The following is a 19,399-nucleotide window of genomic DNA, read 5'->3' as shown; positions in this document are numbered from 1 at the left end:
ATACCTCCCGTACGGTGCCCGTGCGACGGCCGGGAACAGCGAAGCGTGTGTGCGCGGACACCGACCGTGCGGACGTGTGCCGCGTCGCGCCCGTTCCGGCGCCGTCCTTCCGGAGCGGGACGCGGCGAGGACGGGACAGGGACCGGACGAGGACCGCACGCCCCACGCTTCCCCCATGACACATCAGCGCACATCGGACAGGTGGCAGGTGCTCGTCGTCGGGGCGGGGAACGCGGGCCTCTGCGCGGGCATCGCGGCGTCGCAGGCGGGGGCGCGCGGAGTCGCGGTCGTCGACTCCGCGCCGCGGCGGCTCCGTGGCGGGAACAGCGCGCTGACGAAGAGCATGCGTTTCGCGTGGGACGACAGAGCGTTCGTCGGCACGCTGCTGCGAGATCAGGACAGACACAGGCTCGACCAGATCCTGGCCGGATGGTCGGGCTACGGCGAGGAGCAGTACCTCCACGACTGGTTGGGCGTGTCCGGCGAGCGGGTCGACCGTCCCCTGATCGAGTCGATCATTCGCCGCTCGAACGGCGCCACCGCGTGGATGCGGGACCACGGGCAGCGGTGGGCGCCGAGACCGAACCCGCTGCCCGGCGACGTGCCCGTGGTCTTCGAGGGCGGCGGACAGGGCATGCAGGCCCGCAACTTCGCCGAGTTCGAGCGGCTCGGCGGGACCGTCCACCACGACACCACCGTCACCCACATCGAGCGGGACGCCCATGGCGGCTATCTCGTCCAGGGGGCGGGGGAGGCGCTTCCCCTCCACTGTGACGCGCTGGTGCTGGCCTCCGGCGGCTTCGAGGGGAACCCGCGCAAGCGCGAACGTCACCTGGGCGATCGGTGGCGGGACGTGAAGCTGCGGGGCGTGCCGTTCAACGACGGCGCACCGCTGGAGGCGGCGCTCGCGCTCGGCGCGGACACCGCGGGGAACTGGACGAAGTGCCATGCCACCCCGCAGGGCATCGGGTTGCCCGACCATGTGCTCCCCGGGGAGATGCACCGGTCGCACGGGCTGGCGCGTTACGCCCACACCCTCGGCATCGTCGTCAACCGGGACGGGCGCCGGTTCTTCGACGAGGCGGCCGGTCTCAGCAACCTCACCTATGTCTCGCTGGGACAGAAGATCATGGACCAGCCGGGGAAGATCGCCTTTCAGATCTTCGACCGGCGGGTGCTCGACACCGGCTCGCTGCCCGCGGGCTACCTCAGCGACCCGGCCGCGGTCACCGTCGGTTCGCTCGACGAGGGCGCCCGGCGGTTCGGCATCGACGCCGAGCGGCTCACCGCCGAGGTCGACCGGCTGAACGCCGCGCCGAACGGAGCCGCGCGCACGCACGGACGCCTGGACTCGCCCCCGTACCTGTTCGTTCCGGTGGTCAGCGGTCTGACGTTCACCTACGGCGGGCTCTCGGTGACGCCGAACGCCGAGGTCCGCGGCGGGGGAGAGCCGATCGAGGGCCTGTACGCCGCCGGGGTGATCGTGGGCGGGCTCTACGACGAGGGCTACCCGGCCGGGACGGGCCTGATGGCGGGCGCCGTCCTCGGCCGGGCGGCCGGCAGCACGGCCGCCGCCCACGCGCTCCGGGCCGGGAGGTCGGCATGAGGGTCGTGGTCGTCGGGAACGGGACGATCGGGTCGCGGCACGCGGCCTACCTCAGGGAGGCGGGCCACGAGGTCGTCACGGTCGACCCCGCGGGCGGCGCGGACCACAACCGGACGTCACGGGTGCCCGACCCCGCGCGCGTCAACGCCTGGATCATCGCCACGCCGACCGCCGCCCACCTTCCGGTGCTCGGCGAGATCCTGGAGCGCCGGCCGGACGCGCGGGTCCTGCTGGAGAAACCGGCCTGCTACCCGACGGAGATCGCCGATCTGGTGCGACTCGTCCGCCGGCATCCGAGGGCCCGGACCGTGGTCAACGACATCTACGGCCACAGCGGCGCCGTGCGGCGCTTCGCGGATTCGGTGCGGCTGCACAGCGGAGCCGACCCCATCAAGAAGGTGACCGTCGAGTTCACCAAGAACCGGGAACTCGACGTCGTCAACGGCAGGTTCGTCGACACCCAGTACGGCGAGGCGGGCTACGAGTACTTCCACATGCTCAGCCTGATCCGTTCGATCCTTCCCGCCGACCTCTACGGGAAGTACCTGCGGACGGTTCCCGCTTCGGTCACCCCGGAGATGCGGGTCAGAACCGCGGCGGAGAACCTTCCGGAAATCGAGCTGTACGCGTCCTCGACCGGTGTCATCGGCCATCCCGGTCTCGCCGGCTTCGCTTTCTCCGCCCCCGCCGCGAAACGCCAGATCACCCGTTCGCTCATTCCCTACGGGGAGAACCTCAGATACCGGTTCGCGGACGTGGAACTAGTTTCGGGAAAACATGTGACGCTCGTCTTCGAGGTGCACTACGGCACGGACGCCGAATACAAGAACAAGCATGCCGTCCATATCAGGGACGCCAGATCATGGCGGCACTTTCTGATCTCGGGAAACCACTTCAAGGAGGCGCTTCTGCTGCAACTCGACCTGCTCGACCGAGCGGCGGAGGGCACGGCCCTGCTGCGCCTGCCCGAGCACCGTTTCCTCGCCGGACTCGGCTGGGCCACGTCCACCGTTCTCTGCCATGCCCTCTGACGCCGCCGGCACCGCGGCGCCCGAGCGAAAAACGAAAACCGATCAGAATCCAGACGATGGGAAACACGAAATGACGCAGATGACCCAGAACTGCGCCGAACTGCTGCGGCTCACCCCCGGAACGCTGGGCGAGGTCACCGACGAACAGACCGCCCGGACCCGGCTCGCGGGCCGCATCGGAACCGACGAGTCCGCCTACGAGGAGTTCCGCCGGGCGTGCCGGTTCGAGAGCCCCTACGCGGCGAGCTGGGTCCACGGCCCCGGCGAGAAGTGCCCGTACCTGTCGCTGGAACTGGCCGCGGCGGAGCTGGACGACGACCGCTACCGCGCCACGCTGGCCGACATCGTGCTGTCCACCTCGACGGCCATCCCGTACGACTACCGGGCCCTCGCCGCGGACGAGCTGCTGCGCTTCGGCCCCGGCCCGTTCACCGGAGACCTCGAGGAGGCGGTGGACGCCTACGAGCCGCTGGGGCACCGCACCACCGAGACGAAACTCGTGGTCACCACCGACGGCATCGACCACCTCTTCGAGGTCCCGGACACCGTCGCCGGCCGGATCGACGTCCTCACCGCCGCCAGCCGGGCGAAGACCCTGGAGAGCCGCCACCTCCTCGCGCGGCGGATCCTCGGCCGCGCGCCCCGGGCGCAGGCGCCCGCGTCGGAGGCGGAACGTCTCATCGTCGACGACGCCGGGACCGACATGATCTCGCCCTCGGACTATCTCGTCCCCTGGGACCAGGAATTCCCCGGCGCGGACGGCGCCGCCGCGCTCACGCTCGCGGAACTGATGCGCATCGTCCTGCTGTGCCCGGAGTTCAAACTCCCCGACGTCAGGGTGCGGCCCGTCCTGGTGGACTTCTACCGGTCGGTCCTGCGGATCAGCGGCCGCTCGATCATCGGCCTTTCCGCCGGGGTCTTCCATGTGGAGCACGGGACGCTCACCACGCCGTCCTACTACTACCAGGGACGCGACGCAATTCTCGGCAAGGGACTGGTGATCGACTGCGTCGGCGGCGCCATCCTACAGAGCGGCTCCTTTCTCGGCGGCGGGTTCATGCCCATTCTCATCCACACGCACAAGCACATCCGCAAGAGCGGTGAGGCCGGCGCGTCGGAGCGCAAGCGCATCCTTCCCTGCATTTTCGTCGCCGAAGAGGGTGCCCGGTTCCCGATGGACGCGATCGGCCTCTTCGAGACGGTGGACTACCTCGGAAAGGACACCCCGTACGAGGGAATCCGGGCACTTCCGATCGACGAGTAGCCGCATCCGGCGCCGGACGAACCACCCGACTCCCGCCACCCGCGACCGAGCCCCCTCCCGAGCCCTCACCGGGTCTCGCGATCGGACCTTCCCTCGGTCGCGGGACGGCGGAACAACGAAGGGATGACTGAATTGTTCGAGTCCAATGTCGCCGTGGTCGGCGCGGGCTATGTCGGCCTGACGACGGCGGCGTGCCTGGCGTCACTGGGACACCGGGTCGTGTGCGCCGACGTGGACGTCGCGAAGATCGACGGACTCGCCCGCGGCCAGACCGGCATCCGCGAACCGGGCCTGAGCGAACTCGTCGCGGACGGTCTCACGACCAGCCGGCTGAAGTTCGTGCTCGGCGCGGCCGCCGCGGCCCCCACCGCCGACGTCCTCTTCCTCTGCGTGCCGACACCGATGGGGACCGACGGCTCCGCGGACCTCACCGCGGTGGAGGCCGCCGTGACGGAGGTGCGTCGCCTGCTGCCGTCCGGGTGCGTCGTCGTGAACAAGTCGACGGTCCCCGTGGGCACGGCGGCCCGCACCGCCGAACTGCTCGACCGGACGGACGTGGCCGTGGCCTCCAACCCCGAGTTCCTCCGCGAGGGGTCGGCGGTCGAGGACTTCCTGAACCCCGACAGGATCGTGATCGGGGCGCAGGACCCCGCCGCCGCCGACCGCGTCGCCGCCCTGTACGACGGGCTCGGCGCGCCCGTCCTGCGCACCGGCTGGGCCAGCGCGGAGATCACCAAGTACGCGTCCAACGCCTACCTCGCGACCCGGCTGTCCTTCGTGAACAGCGTCGCGGAGCTGTGCGAGCGCGCGGGCGCCGACATCGGCGACGTGACCCTGGGCATGGGGCACGACCGGCGGATCGGCACGTCCTTCCTACGGCCCGGCCCGGGGTGGGGCGGGTCGTGCCTGCCGAAGGACACCCACGCCCTGCTGCGGTCCGCGGAGGCGCTCGGCGGTGAGTTCCCGCTGCTGCGCGCCGCGATCGACACCAACGCCAGGCAGCGGGACCTGGTGGTCGACCGGGTCCGCGCGGCGGTGGGCGGCCGGTTCGCCGGGATCCGGGTCGGGCTGCTCGGGCTGACGTTCAAGGCCGGCACCGACGACCTGCGCGACTCGCCCGCCCTCGCCGTCGCCGCGCGGCTGGCCGCCGAGGGCGCGGAACTCGTCGCGCACGACCCCGCCGTCCTCGGCCCCCTGCCCGGCGGCCTGCCCAATGTCGGGGACCGGATCCGGGTCGTGGAGACCGCCTACGACGCGGCGGACGGCGCGGCGGCACTGGTGGTGCTGACCGAGTGGCCCGAGTTCCGCGACCTGGACTGGAAGCGGATCGCCGGGCTGCTGCTCGGCGAGTCCGTCATCGACACGCGGAACCTGCTGGACGCGTCCGTCCTGGACGAGGCGGGCCTGTCCTGCAGGGGCGTGGGACGTCCGGCGCCGCGCGACCCCGACCTGGCGGCGTGCAGGCCAGGCGGTGTTGTTGCGGGGTAACACCGCCGATACCGTGCTGTCCATGACGAGAGCGGGGGGCGGGCGGAGCCCGGGGTCGCGGCGCGATCCCGGACGCCGCCGCGCCCTGCTCGAGGCCGCCGACCGGGTCATCCAGCGGGAGGGCCCGGAGGCGTCCATGGCCGCGATCGCCGCCGAGGCGGGGATCAGCAAGCCGATCCTCTACCGCCATTTCGGCGACAAGAGCGGCCTGTACCAGGCGCTGGCCGAGCGGCACACCCGCAAGCTGATCGACGGGATCCGGGAGGAGTTCTCCCGCGACGAGCCGATCCGGGCGCGGACCCGCTCCACCATCGACACCTATCTGGCGACGATCTCCAAGAACCTCAACCTCTACCGCTTCCTGATGCACCGGGCCAGCGCGGAGGACACGGCCACGCACAGCGCGATGAGCACCATGATCCGCGACGCGGGCCGGGAACTGGCCGAGGTGATGATCGCCGAGGGCGCGATCACGGACCGGACCCGCGCCTCCGTGTGGGGCCACGCGATCGTCGGCATGGTGCAGACGGCCGGCGACTGGTGGCTCGACCACGACGAGGTGCCGCGGGAGTCCGTCGTGGACGGTCTCGTCGACCTCGTCCTCGGCGGGCTGCCCGCGGCCGCCTCCGGCGCCCGCGGCTCCCGGCCGGCCGACCGGCCGGCCGACCCGCCGTCCGACCCGCCGTCCGAATCGCCGACCGATCCGCCGTCCGACCCGTCGTCCGGACAGCCGTCCGACTGACCACGACCCGAGGTGACTGTGCAGAGCGACGCGCCCACCCACGTACGCCCCGAACCCGCCGTGGAGACCGAGACGCGGCCCTGGGGGAGCTTCGAGCGCTTCACGCTCAACGAGGCGTCCACCGTGAAGATCATTCACGTGGCGCCGGGGCAGCGGCTCAGCCTGCAACGGCACCGCGACCGCGACGAGCTGTGGGTGGCGCTCGATCCCGGCGCCGTGTTCGAGGTGGCCGGGCGCCGCATCCTGCCGGAGGTGGGGGAGCGCGTCTTCGTCCGGGCCGGTGACACGCACCGGCTCGCCTCCGCCGGCCCCGCGGTGCGCGTCATGGAGATCGCCTTCGGCCGTTTCGACGAGGACGACATCGAGCGGCTCGAAGACGAGTACGGGCGCGCCTGAGCCGCGCCGGCCCGCCGTGCCCGGCACCACGCCGTGCCGGGCGTCACGCCGTGCCCGGCGCCACGCGGGGGCGCACAGACGTCGGCCCGGCCGTCCGGGGGAGCGGACGACCGGGCCGACTCGCGCGCTGCCCGATGGAGCGCGGTCTACCGGCGCGCCGGTCTACTGGAGCAGCGTCCAGTGACCGCCGGAGCGGCCGGGCTCATGGCCGCTGCCGCCGCGCGACGCGCGGTACAGCTCGCCCTGGTGCAGCACCAGAGCGCCGGACTTGTAGGACGTGCCGTTCTGCCACGCGGGGATTCCGACGTGCGAGATGCGGCTGGTGCGACCGTCCGCGGCGCGGGTGCGGGTCAACGCGTACGCGCCGACCTTCACCGGCCCGTCGTACTGCCGCCAGCGCCAGCCCTCCGTGGAGTACTCGATGGTCAGACCCGGGTTACGGACGTTCGCCGACAGCGTCCCGTCGGTGATCTTCGCTCCGGGCGGCGGGACGCGGTAGTTCACGCCCGCGCCGCTCAGCCCCACCGGCTCGTAGAACGACAGCAGCGGGTAGGTCTTCTGCCCGAGCGTGTTGGAGAAGACCTTCCACGCCTCCTCCATCTTGTCCGGAGCCGGGGTGTTGCGGTTCCAGGCCCGCTCGGCCGCGCCGAGGAGCTTGGGGAACGCCTGGTACTCGCGGATCTCGGCGGACTTGCCGTTCTCGCCCCACAGCTGCGCCTCCAGGCCGAGGATGTTCTTGCGGCCCTCGGGGGTCAGCTTCGTCCAGGACGGGTTCGGTTCGATCTTGTTGCCCCAGCGGTCCTCGGTCGCGTTCGCGTACACGTTGAACGGCTGGTAGGTGAACGTGCTCTTCTCGTTGACGTAGGCGGCCCAGTAGTAGCCGGGCTCGTCCGGGTCCTTGTTGAACGCGAGGTCCATGTACAGGTTCGTCGCGTGGGCGAGGATCACGGGCGTGCCCTGGTTGGCGTACCGGTACGCCCAGTCCTCACGTCCCCAGCCCCACACGTTCTGCCACGGCAGAGGCGCGAAGTTCTTGAGGCGGAAGTCGTGGGTCGGGTCGGTGATGTCCTCCCACCCGGCCGTGCTGCCCGCGTACTTGAGCGCGATGGTGTTCCAGGCCGTGAAGAACAGCTGCTTGAGTTGCTCACCGGACTTGCCCGCGGTGTCCGAGTTGTTCTTGCACGCGGGCGATCCGGACCACCAGCCCTCCGGCGGACCGGGCGGTTCGTCCCCGCCGAGGTTCAGCCGGTTGAACGGGACCTTGGCCCGCTCGTACATCTTCGCGACCTCGGACGTGACCTTGTTCAGGAACACGTAGGTGCTGCCGAGGCACGGGTTGACGAGGTTGTCGGTGTAGTACTGGACGCTGGTGTGCTGGCTCTTGTCCTCGGGGTCGAGCAGCCGGTACGTGGCGTCCTTGGTCTTCTGGTAGCGGCGCTCCATCGACTGGACGGCGGCACGGGCGTGCGCGGGGAAGTTGAGCTCGGGGATGACCTCGACGTGCCGTTCGGCCGCGTACCGCAGGATCTCCTCGAAGTCCTTCACCGAGTAGAAGCCGCTGCCCTTGCCGACGAAGTTCAGGGTGTTCTGCTCGAAGCCCTGGTAGGCGGGGGCGCGACCCAGGTTGGCGTCGGTCTCGTTGCGCGCCTTGCCGGACACGCCGTCGCCGCCGCCGAGGTCGTTGACCGACCCCATGCCCTGGTGCAGCGCGCCGGTCTCCTTCAGGTCGAGCGCCCGCTTGGAGCCGAACTCCGTCAGCTCGGGCAGGCCCGGGATCTCCAGGCGCCAGCCCTCGTCGTTGGTCAGGCCAAGGTGCAGCTTGTTGAGCTTGGTGAAGCTCATCAGGTCGAGGAACTTCAGGACGGTCTGCTTGGACTCGAAGTGACGGCCCACGTCGAGTTGCAGACCCCGGTACCCGAACAGCGGCGCGTCGGCGATCTTGGCGCGCGGGACGGCGATGGTCGAGGACCTGTGGCCCTTCGCCGCGGCCCGGTAGCCGTCGGTCGGGATGAGCTGCCGCAGCGTCTGGATGCCGTGCAGGACCCCGGCCCGGTCGGTGCCGACGATCTCGACGCCGTCCTCGGCCGTGGTGAGCGTGTAGCCCTCGGCGTCGGCCTTTCCGTCGTTGTCGACGTCCAGCCGCGAGTTGACCCGCAGCGTGATCGAGGCCGCCCTGCCGCGTGCGACGTCGCGCAGCGCGGAGCGCAGGTAGTCCGCCTCACCCCGGAGTTCGGCCGGCGCCGACACGGGGGACCCGCCGCCGATCGAGACCGAGCCCCCGGTCGCGGTCGCCGACAGCGGCTGCGGGACGAGGCTCTGCTGGAGCGTGAGGTCGAGCTTCGGCGTGGTGTTCTCGGCGTACCGGGTGGCCGCCGTCTGCACGGGACGGTTGTCGCCGGAGAAGGCCTTGGTCTGCTTGGGGTCGGCCGGGTCGAGCAGGGCCTTGGAGGGCACCCACTTCGGTGTCCCGCCGTTGTAGGCGATGGTCCATCCGGCCGGCGCGTCGGACTTGTGGACCGCCCACACCTCGAAGTAGATGTCGATCGAACGGCGTTCGCCCGGACCGATGGGTTTGAACCCGCTCTGCGGTTTCAGGGTGTAGAAGTCGCCGCTCTGCGCGGCGTCCGCGCGGGTCACGGCGACGTTCTGGTCGGCGAGGTGCTTGCGGCCGATGTCGCCGACCTCTCCGGCGAGGACGGCGGTGGGCTGCCGTACGGCGTTGAAGTAGAACGCCCATCCACCCTCGCCGAGGGTGCACCTTCTGTCGTTGTTGTCGATGGTCAGCCGCGCGAGGTGGTACTTCGCGTCGGCGACGGTGTGGTCGACCGGCTGGTGGGTGACCATGAGATCGCGTGCGTCTGGGTTACAGGCCGCAGACGCCGCGCCCGCGGGGACCGCCGTCAGGAGTGCGGCGGTGAGCGCGGCGGCCGTCAACGCGGCCGCTTGTCTATTCGGCATAAATAGGAAACTATCCTAATAATTTGCCAAGATCCCGACGCCTGATCAGGCCAATCATGAACCCGCAGGGCAATCCCGGTGGCCGCCTCCGGTCATGCTGAGGATCTTGACGGGGACGATCTCCGGAATGATCAAAGCGCGGCGTGCCGCGAGCCGGGTCGTCGCCCATTGATTGGATCGTGACAAAACGCCGGGACGCCCGGAAACGGAATCCGGGCGTCCCGGCGGCGCCGGGGCGAGACGCGGTCAGGTGCTGCCCGCCAGATCCAGTTCCTTGATCTTCGGATCGCCCTCGTCGGCGGTGTAGTCGGCCCCGCGGGTCGCGTCCGCGCCGTCCGCGAGCCCGGCCGCCCTGCACGCCACCGTCCCGGCGACCGCGACGACGACGTTGACGGCGAGCGCCAGCATCCCGACGTACATCGTCGACGAGGTGTCCAGGCCGAGGTCGCTCAGCGGGTAGGCGGAACCGCCGAAGTGGTCCTTGCCCTTCGCGGGATTCGGGATCCGGTACAGCATCCACAGCCCCGCCGCCAGGCCGCAGGCCCAGCCGGCGATGAGCGCGCCGCGGTGGAACCAGCGCGTCATGAGGCCCAGCCCCACCGACGGAAGCGTCTGCAGGATGATGACGCCGCCGATGAGCTGCAGGTGGATGGAGAACTCGGGGTCGAGCGCCAGGATGCACGCCACCGCGCCCGCCTTGACGACCAGCGAGACCAGCTTGCTGACCGTGGCCTCCTGCTTCTCGGTCGCGTCCCGGCGGAGATACTCCTTGTAGATGTTGCGGGTGAACAGGTTGGCCGCCGCGATCGACATGATCGCCGCCGGGACGAGCGCGCCGATCCCGATGGCGGCGAACGCGACCCCGGCGAACCAGTCCGGGAACACCTGGTCGAACAGCACCGGGACGACGGTGTTGGTGTCCGTCTTCCCGTCGGTGGTGATCGGCACGACCTCCGCGGCGATCGCCATGTAGCCGAGCAACGCGATCAGACCGAGGACGAGGCTGTAGGCGGGCAGCGCCGCCATGTTCCGCTTGACGCAGTCGCGGTTCCGGGCGGCGAGCACTCCGGTCACGCTGTGCGGGTACAGGAACAGCGCCATCGCCGAGCCGAGCGCCAGCATCGCGTAGTTCAGCTGACCGGCGGAGCCGAGCACGATCCCGTCGTCCGGCTTGGGCGTCGCCTCGAACTTGTCCTTCGCCGCGCCGAAGACGTCGCCCCAGCCGCCGAGCTTCGCCGGGATGTACAGCACCGCCACGATGATCACGAGGTAGATCAGCACGTCCTTGACGAACGCGATCAGCGCGGGCGCCCGCAGCCCCGACTGGTAGGTGTAGGCCGCCAGGATCACGAACGCGATGACGATCGGCCAGTGGCCGTGCACGCCCATCGCCTTCAGCACCGCCTCGATGCCGACCAGTTGCAGCGCGATGTACGGCATCGTGGCGACGATGCCGGTGACCGCGACGGCGAGCGCCAGCGTCGGCGACCCGAACCTGGCCCGGACGAAGTCGGCCGGGGTGACGAACCCGTGGACGTGCGACACCGACCAGAGCCGGATCAGGAACAGGAACACCAGCGGGTACACGACGATCGTGTACGGGACGGCGAAGAAGCCCGCCGCGCCCGCCCCGAACACCAGCGCCGGGACGGCGACGAACGTGTACGCGGTATAGAGGTCCCCGCCGATCAGGAACCAGGTGATCCAGCTGCCGAAGCTGCGGCCGCCGAGCCCCCACTCGTCCAGGTTGTCCATGGTCGCGGCGCGGCGCCATCGGGCCGCGACGAAGCCCATCCCGCTGACCAGCAGGAAGAGCGCGGCGAAGACGGCGATCTCGGTGACATGGTCGCTCGCCATCGGATCACCCCCGCTTCCTGGTCATCCGGTACACGACGAGCGTGCAGGTGACGCCGAGCGGGATGAAGGCCAGCTGGATCCAGTAGAAGGCGGGGAAGCCCGCCAGGCGGGGCGTCTCGCCGTTGTACAGGAACGTCAGCAGCGGCACCACGATCGGGACGATCAGCAGAAGGTTCCAGACGCTCCGGTCGGAGCGGTCCACGGGTGGCGGTTGCGGGCGGGGGTCGTTCGGGTCGTCGGGAGCCAACGAGTTCCTCCTCGTCATGGGCACGACCGTGTGAACGGTCGTGTGCACGGCGTCATCTTCATGGCCGGGCGAGAGTACCCACGGGCGCGTCACGGAGTGATCTCGGCCACGGCACGAGTACGCGGATCGATCCACAGGTGGTAGCCTCACCGCATGCGGACCGTGGCCTCCTCCCAGTGGTGGTGGCGTCGCTGAGGCGGCGCCGGTTCGTGCACGACCAGATCCAGGCGACCGCCCTCACCGGCGGTCTTTTTCGTGTTTCCGCCTGGTGAGGGCCCGACATGAGGGGCCACCGCGGTGGACACCGTCTCACAGCAGCAGTTGACCAGCGAGTTCGTCACCGCCGGGGGCGTACGGGTGACCCGTACCGCCACACCGGTCGATCCCGAGCGCAAGTCCGACATGCTGAACGCCCTCGTCGAGGCCGTGGGAGAGCGGCGCGGCGGCGTGCTCAGCTCCGGCATGGAGTATCCGGGCCGCTACAGCCGCTGGCACATGGGGTACGTCGACCCGTGTCTGGAGGTCGTCGCCCGTGGCCGGACCGTCACGGTACGGGCCCTCAACGGGCGGGGGCGCGTCCTGCTGCCCGCCGTCGCCGCCGTCCTGCGCGACACCGGGGAGATCCGGGCGGACGAGCCGGGCGTCGTCGAGGTGTTCGTCCCGCCCACGCGGGAGTTCTTCCCCGAGGAGGAGCGCAGCCGCCAGCCGACCGTGTTCACCGCCCTGCGCGCCGTGGTCGGCCTGTTCGCCTGCGACGACCCGCACCTCGGCCTGTACGGGGCGTTCGGGTACGACCTGTCGCTCCAGTTCGAGCCGTTGCGGACGAGGCTGGAAAGGCCGTCCGACCAGCGTGACCTCGTCCTGCACCTGCCCGACGAACTGGTCGTCGTGGACCGCAAGCGCGAGACCTCGCACCGCATGTCCTACGACTTCGAGGTCGGGGACCGGAGCACCGCGGGCCTGTCGCGTGCCACCGAGCCGACACCGGTCGTGGAACCCGCGGAGATTCCCGCGCAGCCGGTGCCCGGCGTGTACGCCCAGATGGTGCGGGAGGCGAAGGAGAAGTTCGTCCGCGGCGACCTGTTCGAGGTGACCCCTGGGCACGCCATGTACGGGCGGTGCGACGCGCCCGCCGCGTTCTTCGAGCGGCTGCGCGAGACGAACCCCGCGCCCTACGAGTTCCTGTTCAACCTCGGCGACGGCGAGTATCTGGTCGGCGCGTCGCCCGAGATGTTCGTGCGGGTCACCGGCGACCGCGTCGAGACCTGCCCGATCGCCGGGACGATCAAGCGGGGTGGCGACGCGCTGGAGGACGCCGAGCAGATCCGCGCGATCCTGTCGTCCACCAAGGACGAGTCCGAGCTGACCATGTGCACCGACGTGGACCGCAACGACAAGTCGCGGATCTGCGTGCCCGGCAGCGTCCGGGTCCTCGGCCGCCGGCAGATCGAGATGTACTCGCGGCTGATCCATACCGTCGACCACATCGAGGGGCGGCTGCGCCCCGGCTTCGACGCGCTCGACGCGTTCCTCACGCACATGTGGGCCGTGACCGTGACCGGCGCGCCGAAGGCGTGGGCGATGCAGTTCATCGAGGACCACGAGGACTCGCCGCGCCGCTGGTACGGCGGCGCCGTCGGCTGCATCGGGTTCGACGGGTCCATGAACACGGGGCTGACCCTGCGGACGGCGCAGATCCGTGACGGCGTCGCGACCGTCCGGGCCGGGGCGACGTTGCTGTACGACTCCGATCCCGACGAGGAGGAGCGCGAGACCCACCTCAAGGCGAGCGCGCTGCTCGGCGCGCTCGCCGAGTCGCAGGGGGGCGGCGCGGCGGCCGCGGCCCGGGAGTCGGCATCGCCCGAGCGGCCGGGGGACGGCGTGAAGGTGCTGCTCGTCGACTACGAGGACTCGTTCGTCAACACCCTCGCCGACTACTTCCGCCAGCAGGGCGCCGACGTCGTCACGCTCCGGCACGGCTTCCCGACGGGGATGCTGGACGAGCACGCCCCCGACCTCGTCGTGCTGTCGCCCGGTCCGGGACGTCCCGAGGACTTCTCGACCGGCCCGCTCCTGGACGCGCTGGACGAGCGGACCCTCCCGGTCTTCGGCGTCTGCCTCGGCCTGCAGGCCATGGTGGAGCACGGCGGCGGCGCGCTGGCGTTGCTGCCCGAGCCGTCCCACGGCAAGCCCGGCCAGGTCAAGGTGCTCGGCGGCGGGCTCTTCGAGGGACTTCCCGACGAGTTCACCGCGGCCCGGTACCACTCGTTGCACACCACGCCCGACCGGGTGAAGGGCTTCCAGGTGACCGCGCTGACGGGCGACGTGGTGATGGCGGTCGAGGACCCGGCGCGGCGGCGTTGGGGCGTGCAGTTCCACCCGGAGTCGATCCTCACCGCGGCGGGCGGGGCGGGGCACCGGATCGTGGCCAACGTCCTCAGGCTGAGCCGGTCCTAGTCCCTTGGCAGGAGATCGTGCGGGCCTAAATGGTACCGAGGGTGCTGGTGGCGGCCGGGGCGCGACGGAAGACTGGGGGACCGGCCACGGCGCCGCCCTCGCGCGGCGTGGTGATCGCCGTTATCCCGGCGGAGAGGGGAGCGATCCCCTCTCCGCACGACGGGACAAAACTGTGATTTCGGACATCCGAAACGAGATATCGGTTTCCGGGCACCTGACGTGGGGATCCCGGTCGCATGATGACACTTCTGTGGCTACTCGCCGTGGTCCTGGTGATCGCCGGAATCTATGTGATCCTCGCCCGCCGTGAGCTGATCTGGGGCATCGTCCTCATCGTGGTCGGACTCCTCGTCGGCCCGGGAGGGGTGAGCATCTTCACCTGACGCGCGTCCGGATCTCCCGGTCTCGGGGCGGAACGCTGACGCGGGCTGACAGGTTTCGGTGCCAGCATCCCTCCCATGAACCGTGAACTGACAGGCAGGGTCGCGCTGGTGGCGGGGGGGACGCGCGGAGCGGGCCGCGGCATCGCCGTCGAGCTCGGCGCCGCCGGCGCGACCGTGTACGTGACGGGACGCACCACCCGGGCACGCCGCTCGGAGATGGGCCGTCCCGAGACCATCGAGGAGACCGCGGAGCTGGTGACGACCGCGGGCGGCGAGGGCATCGCCGTCCCGGTCGACCATCTCGACCCGGAGCAGGTCGCCGCGCTGGTCGCGCGCATCGACGCCGAACGCGGCAGGCTCGACGTCCTCGTCAACGACGTGTGGGGCGCCGACCACCTCTTCGGGTTCGACAAGCCACTGTGGGAGCAGTCCCTGGACGACGGGCTGCGGATGCTGCGCCTCGGCATCGAGACCCACGCCATCACCAGCCACCGCGCGCTGCCCCTGCTGATCCGCGAGCCCGGCGGCCTCGTGATCGAGATGACCGACGGGACCGCCGAGTACAACGCGAACTACCGCAAGGACGTCGGATTCTTCTACGACCTCGTCAAGAGCTCCGTGATCCGGATGGCGCTCGCCCAGTCCGTGGAGATCGCGCCGTACGGGGCGACGGCCCTGGCGCTGACGCCCGGCTGGCTGCGCTCGGAGGCGATGCTCGACTACTACGGTGTCACGGAGGAGACCTGGCGCGACGCCACGAAGACGGTCCCGCACTTCGCGATCTCCGAGTCCCCGACCTTCGTCGGACGCGCCGTCGCCGCGCTCGCCGCCGACCCCGACCGGGCACGCTGGAACGGCGCGTCGCTGTCCAGCGGCGGGCTCGCCAAGGAGTACGGGTTCACCGACGCCGACGGCAGCCGCCCGGACGCCTGGCGCTACATCGTCGAGGTGGAGCAGCCGGGGCTTCCCGCGGACGTCACCGGATACCGGTAGCGGTTTGAGGTGGTCTTGGGCGGTTATTCGCATTGGAGACGTGACGAAGGAGGAGTCATGCCGAAGACGACGAAGAGCGGCAAGCCGAAGAAGGACGAGCTTCCCGACACGCTCAAGCGTTCCCCCAAGGAGGCTCAGGAGACCTTCGCCAAGGCCCATGACTCCGCGGTGGAGACCTACGGTGAGGGGCAGCGGGCGCACCGGACCGCCTACTCGGCGCTCAAGCACAGGTTCGAGAAGCTCGGCGACCGGTGGGTTCCGAAGAAGCGCAAGGGCCCGTCCGACCCGCGGGCGAAGAACCCGCAGGCCCGCCGCGGCCACGGCAAGAGCTACGGCGGCGTGGACGTCGAGGGCAACACGAAGAAGGAGCTGTACGAGCGCGCCGCCGACCTGGACGTCAAGGGACGCTCGAAGATGACCAAGGAGCAGTTGGCCGAGGCGATCGCCCGAAAGCAGGACTAGCGCGCGGCTCGTCGGGGGCCGCCCGGCACCGGTCCGTCCCTCAGCCCGGGGTGTACAGGTCCGCGAGCCGGGCGGCGGCCTCGGCCACGCGCGCACGCAGTTCCGGCGGCTCCAGGATCTCCACCTCGGGCCCGAGCCGCATCAACTCGGCCGCCGCGACCCGCGTCGACTCGACGGGAAGCGTGGTCACCACCCAGCCCTTGCCGTCGGGCTCCCCGGCGTCCTCGACCGCCCGCCGTGCCGCGTACGGCTCGACGGCGTACCGCAGGATCCGCATCCCGGCGGGGGACAGCCGGACGGTGATCCGCTCGCGCAGGATCGAGCGGACGAACGCCTCGGCCTGCTCCCGCCAGTGCGCGGCGAGGTCGAAGTCGTCGTCCCGGTCGAACATCACGCCGGTCGGCCGGACGGCGGTGACCCGGTCCACGCGGTAGGTGCGCATACCGTCGCCGACGCGCGCGACCAGGTACCAGGTGCCGTTCTTCAACACGAGCCCGTACGGTTCGGCCGTCCGCGCGATCTCGGTGTCCCCGCGGCGGTAGCGCAGTTCGACGGACTCGTCCTCCCAGACGGCCCGCGCGAGTTCGCGCAGCAGCGGCGGCGGCCCGGACTCGCCGAACCAGCCCGGCGCGTCGAGGTGGAACCGCTGGCCCGCCCGCGCGGGCGCGTCCCGCAGTGACGGCGGCAGCGCGGCGAGGACCTTCAGCTCCGCCGCGGCGACCGCGTCGCCGCGGCCCATGTCGTCGGCGGGACCGGGCAGCCCGGACAGGAACAGCGCCTCCGCCTCCTCGCGGGTCAGCCCGGTCAGCCGCGTCCGGTAGCCGCCGACGAGCCGGTAGCCGCCGCGACGGCCCTGCTCGGCGTAGACCGGGACGCCCGCCGCCGACAGCGCCTCCATGTCCCGGTAGACGGTGCGCTCGGAGACCTCCAGCTCCCGCGCCAGCTCGCCCGCCGTCATCGTCTCCCGCGACTGCAGGAGCAACACCATCGAGATCAACCGAGCCGCCCGCACGGACCCTGTCTACCAGGGTGGACGGCGACGGGTCATTCCTCACGAGATCGTGTCAGGTTCGCCGGAAATCCCTGTCACGACGGACGGATGGGCTGTTAGCGTCGCGGAATGTCGAACCCCTCCACCTCCCTCGATGCGTTCATCGACGCCCTGCCGAAGGTCGAACTCCATGTCCATCTCGTCGGCTCCGCGTCCGTGCCGACCGTGCTGGAACTCGCCCGCCGTCACCCCGAGGGGCCCGTCCCGGTGGACGAGGACGCGTTGCGAGCCTTCTACGCGTTCCGCGACTTCCCGCACTTCGCCGAGGTGTACGAGGCGGTGTCCGGCCTGGTCAGGACGCCGGAGGACGTCGGCACCCTCGTGACCGGCGTCGCCCGCGACCTCGCGGTCCAGAACGTCCGGTACGTGGAGCTGACCGTCACCCCGTACACGCACCGGCGGGCCGGGATGCCGATGCCCGCGATCACCGAGGCCCTGGACATCGCCGCCCGCGAGGCCCGCGACCGGCTCGGCGTCCATGTCGCCTACATCTTCGACATCCCCGGCGAGTTCGGCGCCGACGCGGCGCGCGGCACCCTCGACCACGCGCTCGGGCACCCGCCGGAGGAACTCGTCGGTTTCGGTCTCGGCGGCATCGAGCAGGTGCGCCCGCCGTACCGGGACGCCTTCCGGGACGCGTTCGCCGCCGCCCGCGCCGCCGGGCTCCGCAGCCTGCCGCACGCCGGGGAGATGACCGGTCCCGAGACGATCTGGGAGGCCCTGGACGGGCTCGGCGCCGAGCGGATCGGCCACGGCACCTCCTGCCTGGACGACCCGAGGCTCGTCGCGCGCCTACGCGAGGCGCGGATACCACTGGAGGTGTGCCCGACGTCCAACGTGTGCACGGGTCAGGTCGCCGCGCTCGCCTCGCACCCGCTGCCACGCATGCTGGACGAGGGCCTGTTCGTCACGTTGAACAGCGACGACCCGCCGATGTTCGACACGACCCTCACCGGCGAGTACCGCGTCGCCGCCGAGGCGTTCGGGCTCGACCGCGACGCCCTGGCGTCCCTGGCCCGTAACGCCGCGATCGCCTCGTCCATGGACGAGGCGTCCCGCGAGGCCGTCATCGCCGACATCGACGCCCTCGTCTGAACCCTGTCGTCCTTCGACCCCTGTCGTCTTCGGGGGCGTCAGCCCCAGGCCATGCGGCGCCAGGGGCTCTCCGGGTCCTCGGCGAGGACGCGATGGCCGGTCAGCGACCGTTCGTACCATTCGCCGAACTCGCCCTCGTCGAACCGCAGCATCCGGCCGAGGACGTAGCCGGCGGAGAACGACCGCCACGACGTGTAGACCTGGTTGGCGCGCTGCCCGGCGGTGAGGACGCACTTCTCGGCCTCCTCGGCGTCGCAGTACCCGGCGCCGAGGCCCCAGCGGGCCATGTTCACCGCGCGGCCGAAGTCGTAGCCGTACACGCTCTCGACCACGCCGTCCGGCGGGAGGATCCCGTCGGCCCGGAACCGCGACTCGTACTTCAGGATCAGCTCGGACATCTCAACGATCTCGCGGACGGTCCCGTCCGGGATGTCACGTTCCCGGCACCACTCGACGATCGCCTCCTGCCAGGCCCGCTTGTCCCTTCGGCGGCCCCGCTGGTCGAGGACCATCTGGATGGCGGGGTCGCTGTTGCGGGCGTCCAGCAGCGCGTCGATCTGCTCGCGCCAGCCGTCGTGGTCGGTGACGCCCCAGTCGCGTTCCAGCAGGACCCGATCGCCGGCCGCGTCGTCGGGGTCGGTGAGAACGTTCCACGCGACCCCGTTGCCGACGGCCAGGTGCGCGCCGACGGCGAGCGCCGCCGCGAGTCGTCCCCAGGCGGCGCTGTCGGGGTCGGTGACCAGGATGTCGTGGTCGCGGTCGGGGCGCCGTTCGGCGTCGGCGAGCAGCGCGGTGACCTGCCGGTGCCCGTCACCGCCCGGCGGCATCTGCGCCAGCAGTTCCCGCAGGGGGAGCAGCGCGCCGCGCGGCCCCGCGTCCTTGACGATGAGGCGTGCCGCGTGGACCCCGGCCGCGTCGGCGCGCCTGGTGTCGTGCAGCGACCAGAACCCGCTCATCGCCGACCAGGCGCGCCGGGCCGCCTCACCGGTGCGGCCCGCGGCCGCCATGATGTGCGCGGCCTGCGCGTCGAGCCCCGCGCGGACCTCGACGGGCATGGACGCGGCGATGCGGTCGATCGTGTCGAGCATGCGCTGCGCCTCGCCGGTGCGGCCCGCGGCGGCGAGCGCGCGTGCGCACCGCGCCCGGGTCGCGACGGCGGACGTCCCGTCGCCGCGCGCCTCCATGGCCTCGGCGGCGTCGGCGAAGGCGGCGGCGGCCTCCCCGAACCTGCCCTGCCGTTCGAACTTCCTGGCCCGGTCCAGCATGGCCTGATACGTCATGGTCCCCTCCGCGGGCAACGGTACCGGCCCCGGACCCGGCTCCACCCCGCCAACGAAAAATCTACAATGTAAAGGGCGGGGGCGTTACC

16 protein-coding genes are annotated in these 19,399 nt (G+C 71.1%); 11 read left to right on the top strand and 5 right to left on the bottom strand.

Annotated elements, in window-relative coordinates; translation table 11 throughout:
* Nucleotides 1-175: 175 nt before the first annotated feature.
* The 6 genes from BZB76_RS21505 (at nucleotide 176) to BZB76_RS21480 (ending at nucleotide 6,527) form a co-directional block, all read left to right on the top strand.
* Nucleotides 176-1,606, top strand: a complete 1,431-nt coding sequence (locus BZB76_RS21505; protein ID WP_121436130.1) for an FAD-binding protein — start codon at nucleotides 176-178, stop codon at nucleotides 1,604-1,606.
* Nucleotides 1,603-2,637, top strand: a complete 1,035-nt coding sequence (locus tag BZB76_RS21500; protein ID WP_121436129.1) for a Gfo/Idh/MocA family oxidoreductase — start codon at nucleotides 1,603-1,605, stop codon at nucleotides 2,635-2,637. The genes BZB76_RS21505 and BZB76_RS21500 overlap by 4 nt, the downstream gene beginning before the upstream one ends.
* Before the next feature lie 70 nt (nucleotides 2,638-2,707).
* A complete protein-coding gene (locus tag BZB76_RS21495; protein ID WP_121436128.1) occupies nucleotides 2,708-3,901 on the top strand; it encodes a hypothetical protein in 1,194 nt (397 codons plus the stop codon).
* 123 nt (nucleotides 3,902-4,024) lie between these two features.
* Nucleotides 4,025-5,389, top strand: coding sequence for a UDP-glucose dehydrogenase family protein (locus BZB76_RS21490; RefSeq protein WP_121436127.1), 1,365 nt, complete (start codon nucleotides 4,025-4,027; stop codon nucleotides 5,387-5,389).
* 22 nt (nucleotides 5,390-5,411) lie between these two features.
* Nucleotides 5,412-6,131, top strand: a complete 720-nt coding sequence (locus BZB76_RS21485; RefSeq protein WP_121436288.1) for a TetR family transcriptional regulator — start codon at nucleotides 5,412-5,414, stop codon at nucleotides 6,129-6,131.
* A gap of 12 nt (nucleotides 6,132-6,143) precedes the next feature.
* Nucleotides 6,144-6,527, top strand: coding sequence for a phosphomannose isomerase type II C-terminal cupin domain (locus BZB76_RS21480; RefSeq protein WP_121436126.1), 384 nt, complete (start codon nucleotides 6,144-6,146; stop codon nucleotides 6,525-6,527).
* 162 nt (nucleotides 6,528-6,689) lie between these two features.
* On the opposite strand, the gene BZB76_RS21475 is transcribed toward BZB76_RS21480, so the two are convergent.
* The 3 genes from BZB76_RS21475 to BZB76_RS21465 all read right to left on the bottom strand — a co-directional run bounded on the left by BZB76_RS21475 (nucleotide 6,690) and on the right by BZB76_RS21465 (nucleotide 11,607).
* A complete protein-coding gene (locus BZB76_RS21475) occupies nucleotides 6,690-9,485 on the bottom strand; it encodes a family 20 glycosylhydrolase (RefSeq protein ID WP_121436125.1) in 2,796 nt (931 codons plus the stop codon).
* Between the two features lie 246 nt (nucleotides 9,486-9,731).
* Nucleotides 9,732-11,342 (bottom strand): monocarboxylate uptake permease MctP, encoded by a 1,611-nt coding sequence (mctP, locus tag BZB76_RS21470; RefSeq protein WP_121436124.1) that lies wholly within the window; start codon nucleotides 11,340-11,342, stop codon nucleotides 9,732-9,734.
* Nucleotides 11,343-11,346: 4 nt separating this feature from the next.
* Complete coding sequence (locus BZB76_RS21465) at nucleotides 11,347-11,607, bottom strand: DUF3311 domain-containing protein (RefSeq protein WP_121436287.1); 261 nt, start codon at nucleotides 11,605-11,607, stop codon at nucleotides 11,347-11,349.
* Between the two features lie 279 nt (nucleotides 11,608-11,886).
* Between BZB76_RS21465 and BZB76_RS21460 the strand changes: the two genes are divergently transcribed.
* From BZB76_RS21460 to BZB76_RS21450, 4 genes are all read left to right on the top strand, one after another.
* Nucleotides 11,887-14,046 (top strand): anthranilate synthase component I, encoded by a 2,160-nt coding sequence (locus BZB76_RS21460; protein ID WP_121436123.1) that lies wholly within the window; start codon nucleotides 11,887-11,889, stop codon nucleotides 14,044-14,046.
* Between the two features lie 236 nt (nucleotides 14,047-14,282).
* Nucleotides 14,283-14,429: a GPGG-motif small membrane protein gene (locus BZB76_RS34875; RefSeq protein WP_170180695.1), complete on the top strand. Its 147-nt coding sequence runs from the start codon at nucleotides 14,283-14,285 to the stop codon at nucleotides 14,427-14,429.
* A 75-nt stretch (nucleotides 14,430-14,504) separates the two neighbouring features.
* The gene (locus tag BZB76_RS21455; RefSeq protein WP_121436122.1) at nucleotides 14,505-15,422 is read left to right on the top strand and encodes an SDR family oxidoreductase; all 918 of its coding nucleotides are present in this window, start codon (nucleotides 14,505-14,507) and stop codon (nucleotides 15,420-15,422) included.
* 57 nt (nucleotides 15,423-15,479) lie between these two features.
* Nucleotides 15,480-15,884 (top strand): ChaB family protein, encoded by a 405-nt coding sequence (locus tag BZB76_RS21450; protein WP_121436121.1) that lies wholly within the window; start codon nucleotides 15,480-15,482, stop codon nucleotides 15,882-15,884.
* Nucleotides 15,885-15,924: 40 nt separating this feature from the next.
* Here the strand turns inward: BZB76_RS21450 and BZB76_RS21445 are convergent, their stop codons facing one another.
* The gene (locus BZB76_RS21445) at nucleotides 15,925-16,896 is read right to left on the bottom strand and encodes a helix-turn-helix transcriptional regulator (protein WP_121436120.1); all 972 of its coding nucleotides are present in this window, start codon (nucleotides 16,894-16,896) and stop codon (nucleotides 15,925-15,927) included.
* A 108-nt stretch (nucleotides 16,897-17,004) separates the two neighbouring features.
* On the opposite strand from BZB76_RS21445, the gene add reads away from it, so the two are divergent.
* Nucleotides 17,005-18,030, top strand: coding sequence for an adenosine deaminase (gene add, locus BZB76_RS21440; RefSeq protein ID WP_121436119.1), 1,026 nt, complete (start codon nucleotides 17,005-17,007; stop codon nucleotides 18,028-18,030).
* 38 nt (nucleotides 18,031-18,068) lie between these two features.
* Here add and BZB76_RS21435 read toward each other — a convergent pair whose 3' ends face one another.
* Nucleotides 18,069-19,310, bottom strand: a complete 1,242-nt coding sequence (locus BZB76_RS21435; RefSeq protein WP_121436118.1) for a DUF1266 domain-containing protein — start codon at nucleotides 19,308-19,310, stop codon at nucleotides 18,069-18,071.
* Between the last annotated feature and the right edge of the window lie 89 nt (nucleotides 19,311-19,399).

This window comes from Actinomadura pelletieri DSM 43383, assembly GCF_003634705.1.
Lineage (GTDB): Bacteria > Actinomycetota > Actinomycetes > Streptosporangiales > Streptosporangiaceae > Spirillospora > Spirillospora pelletieri.
This window is presented reverse-complemented; position numbering and strand designations above follow the sequence as displayed.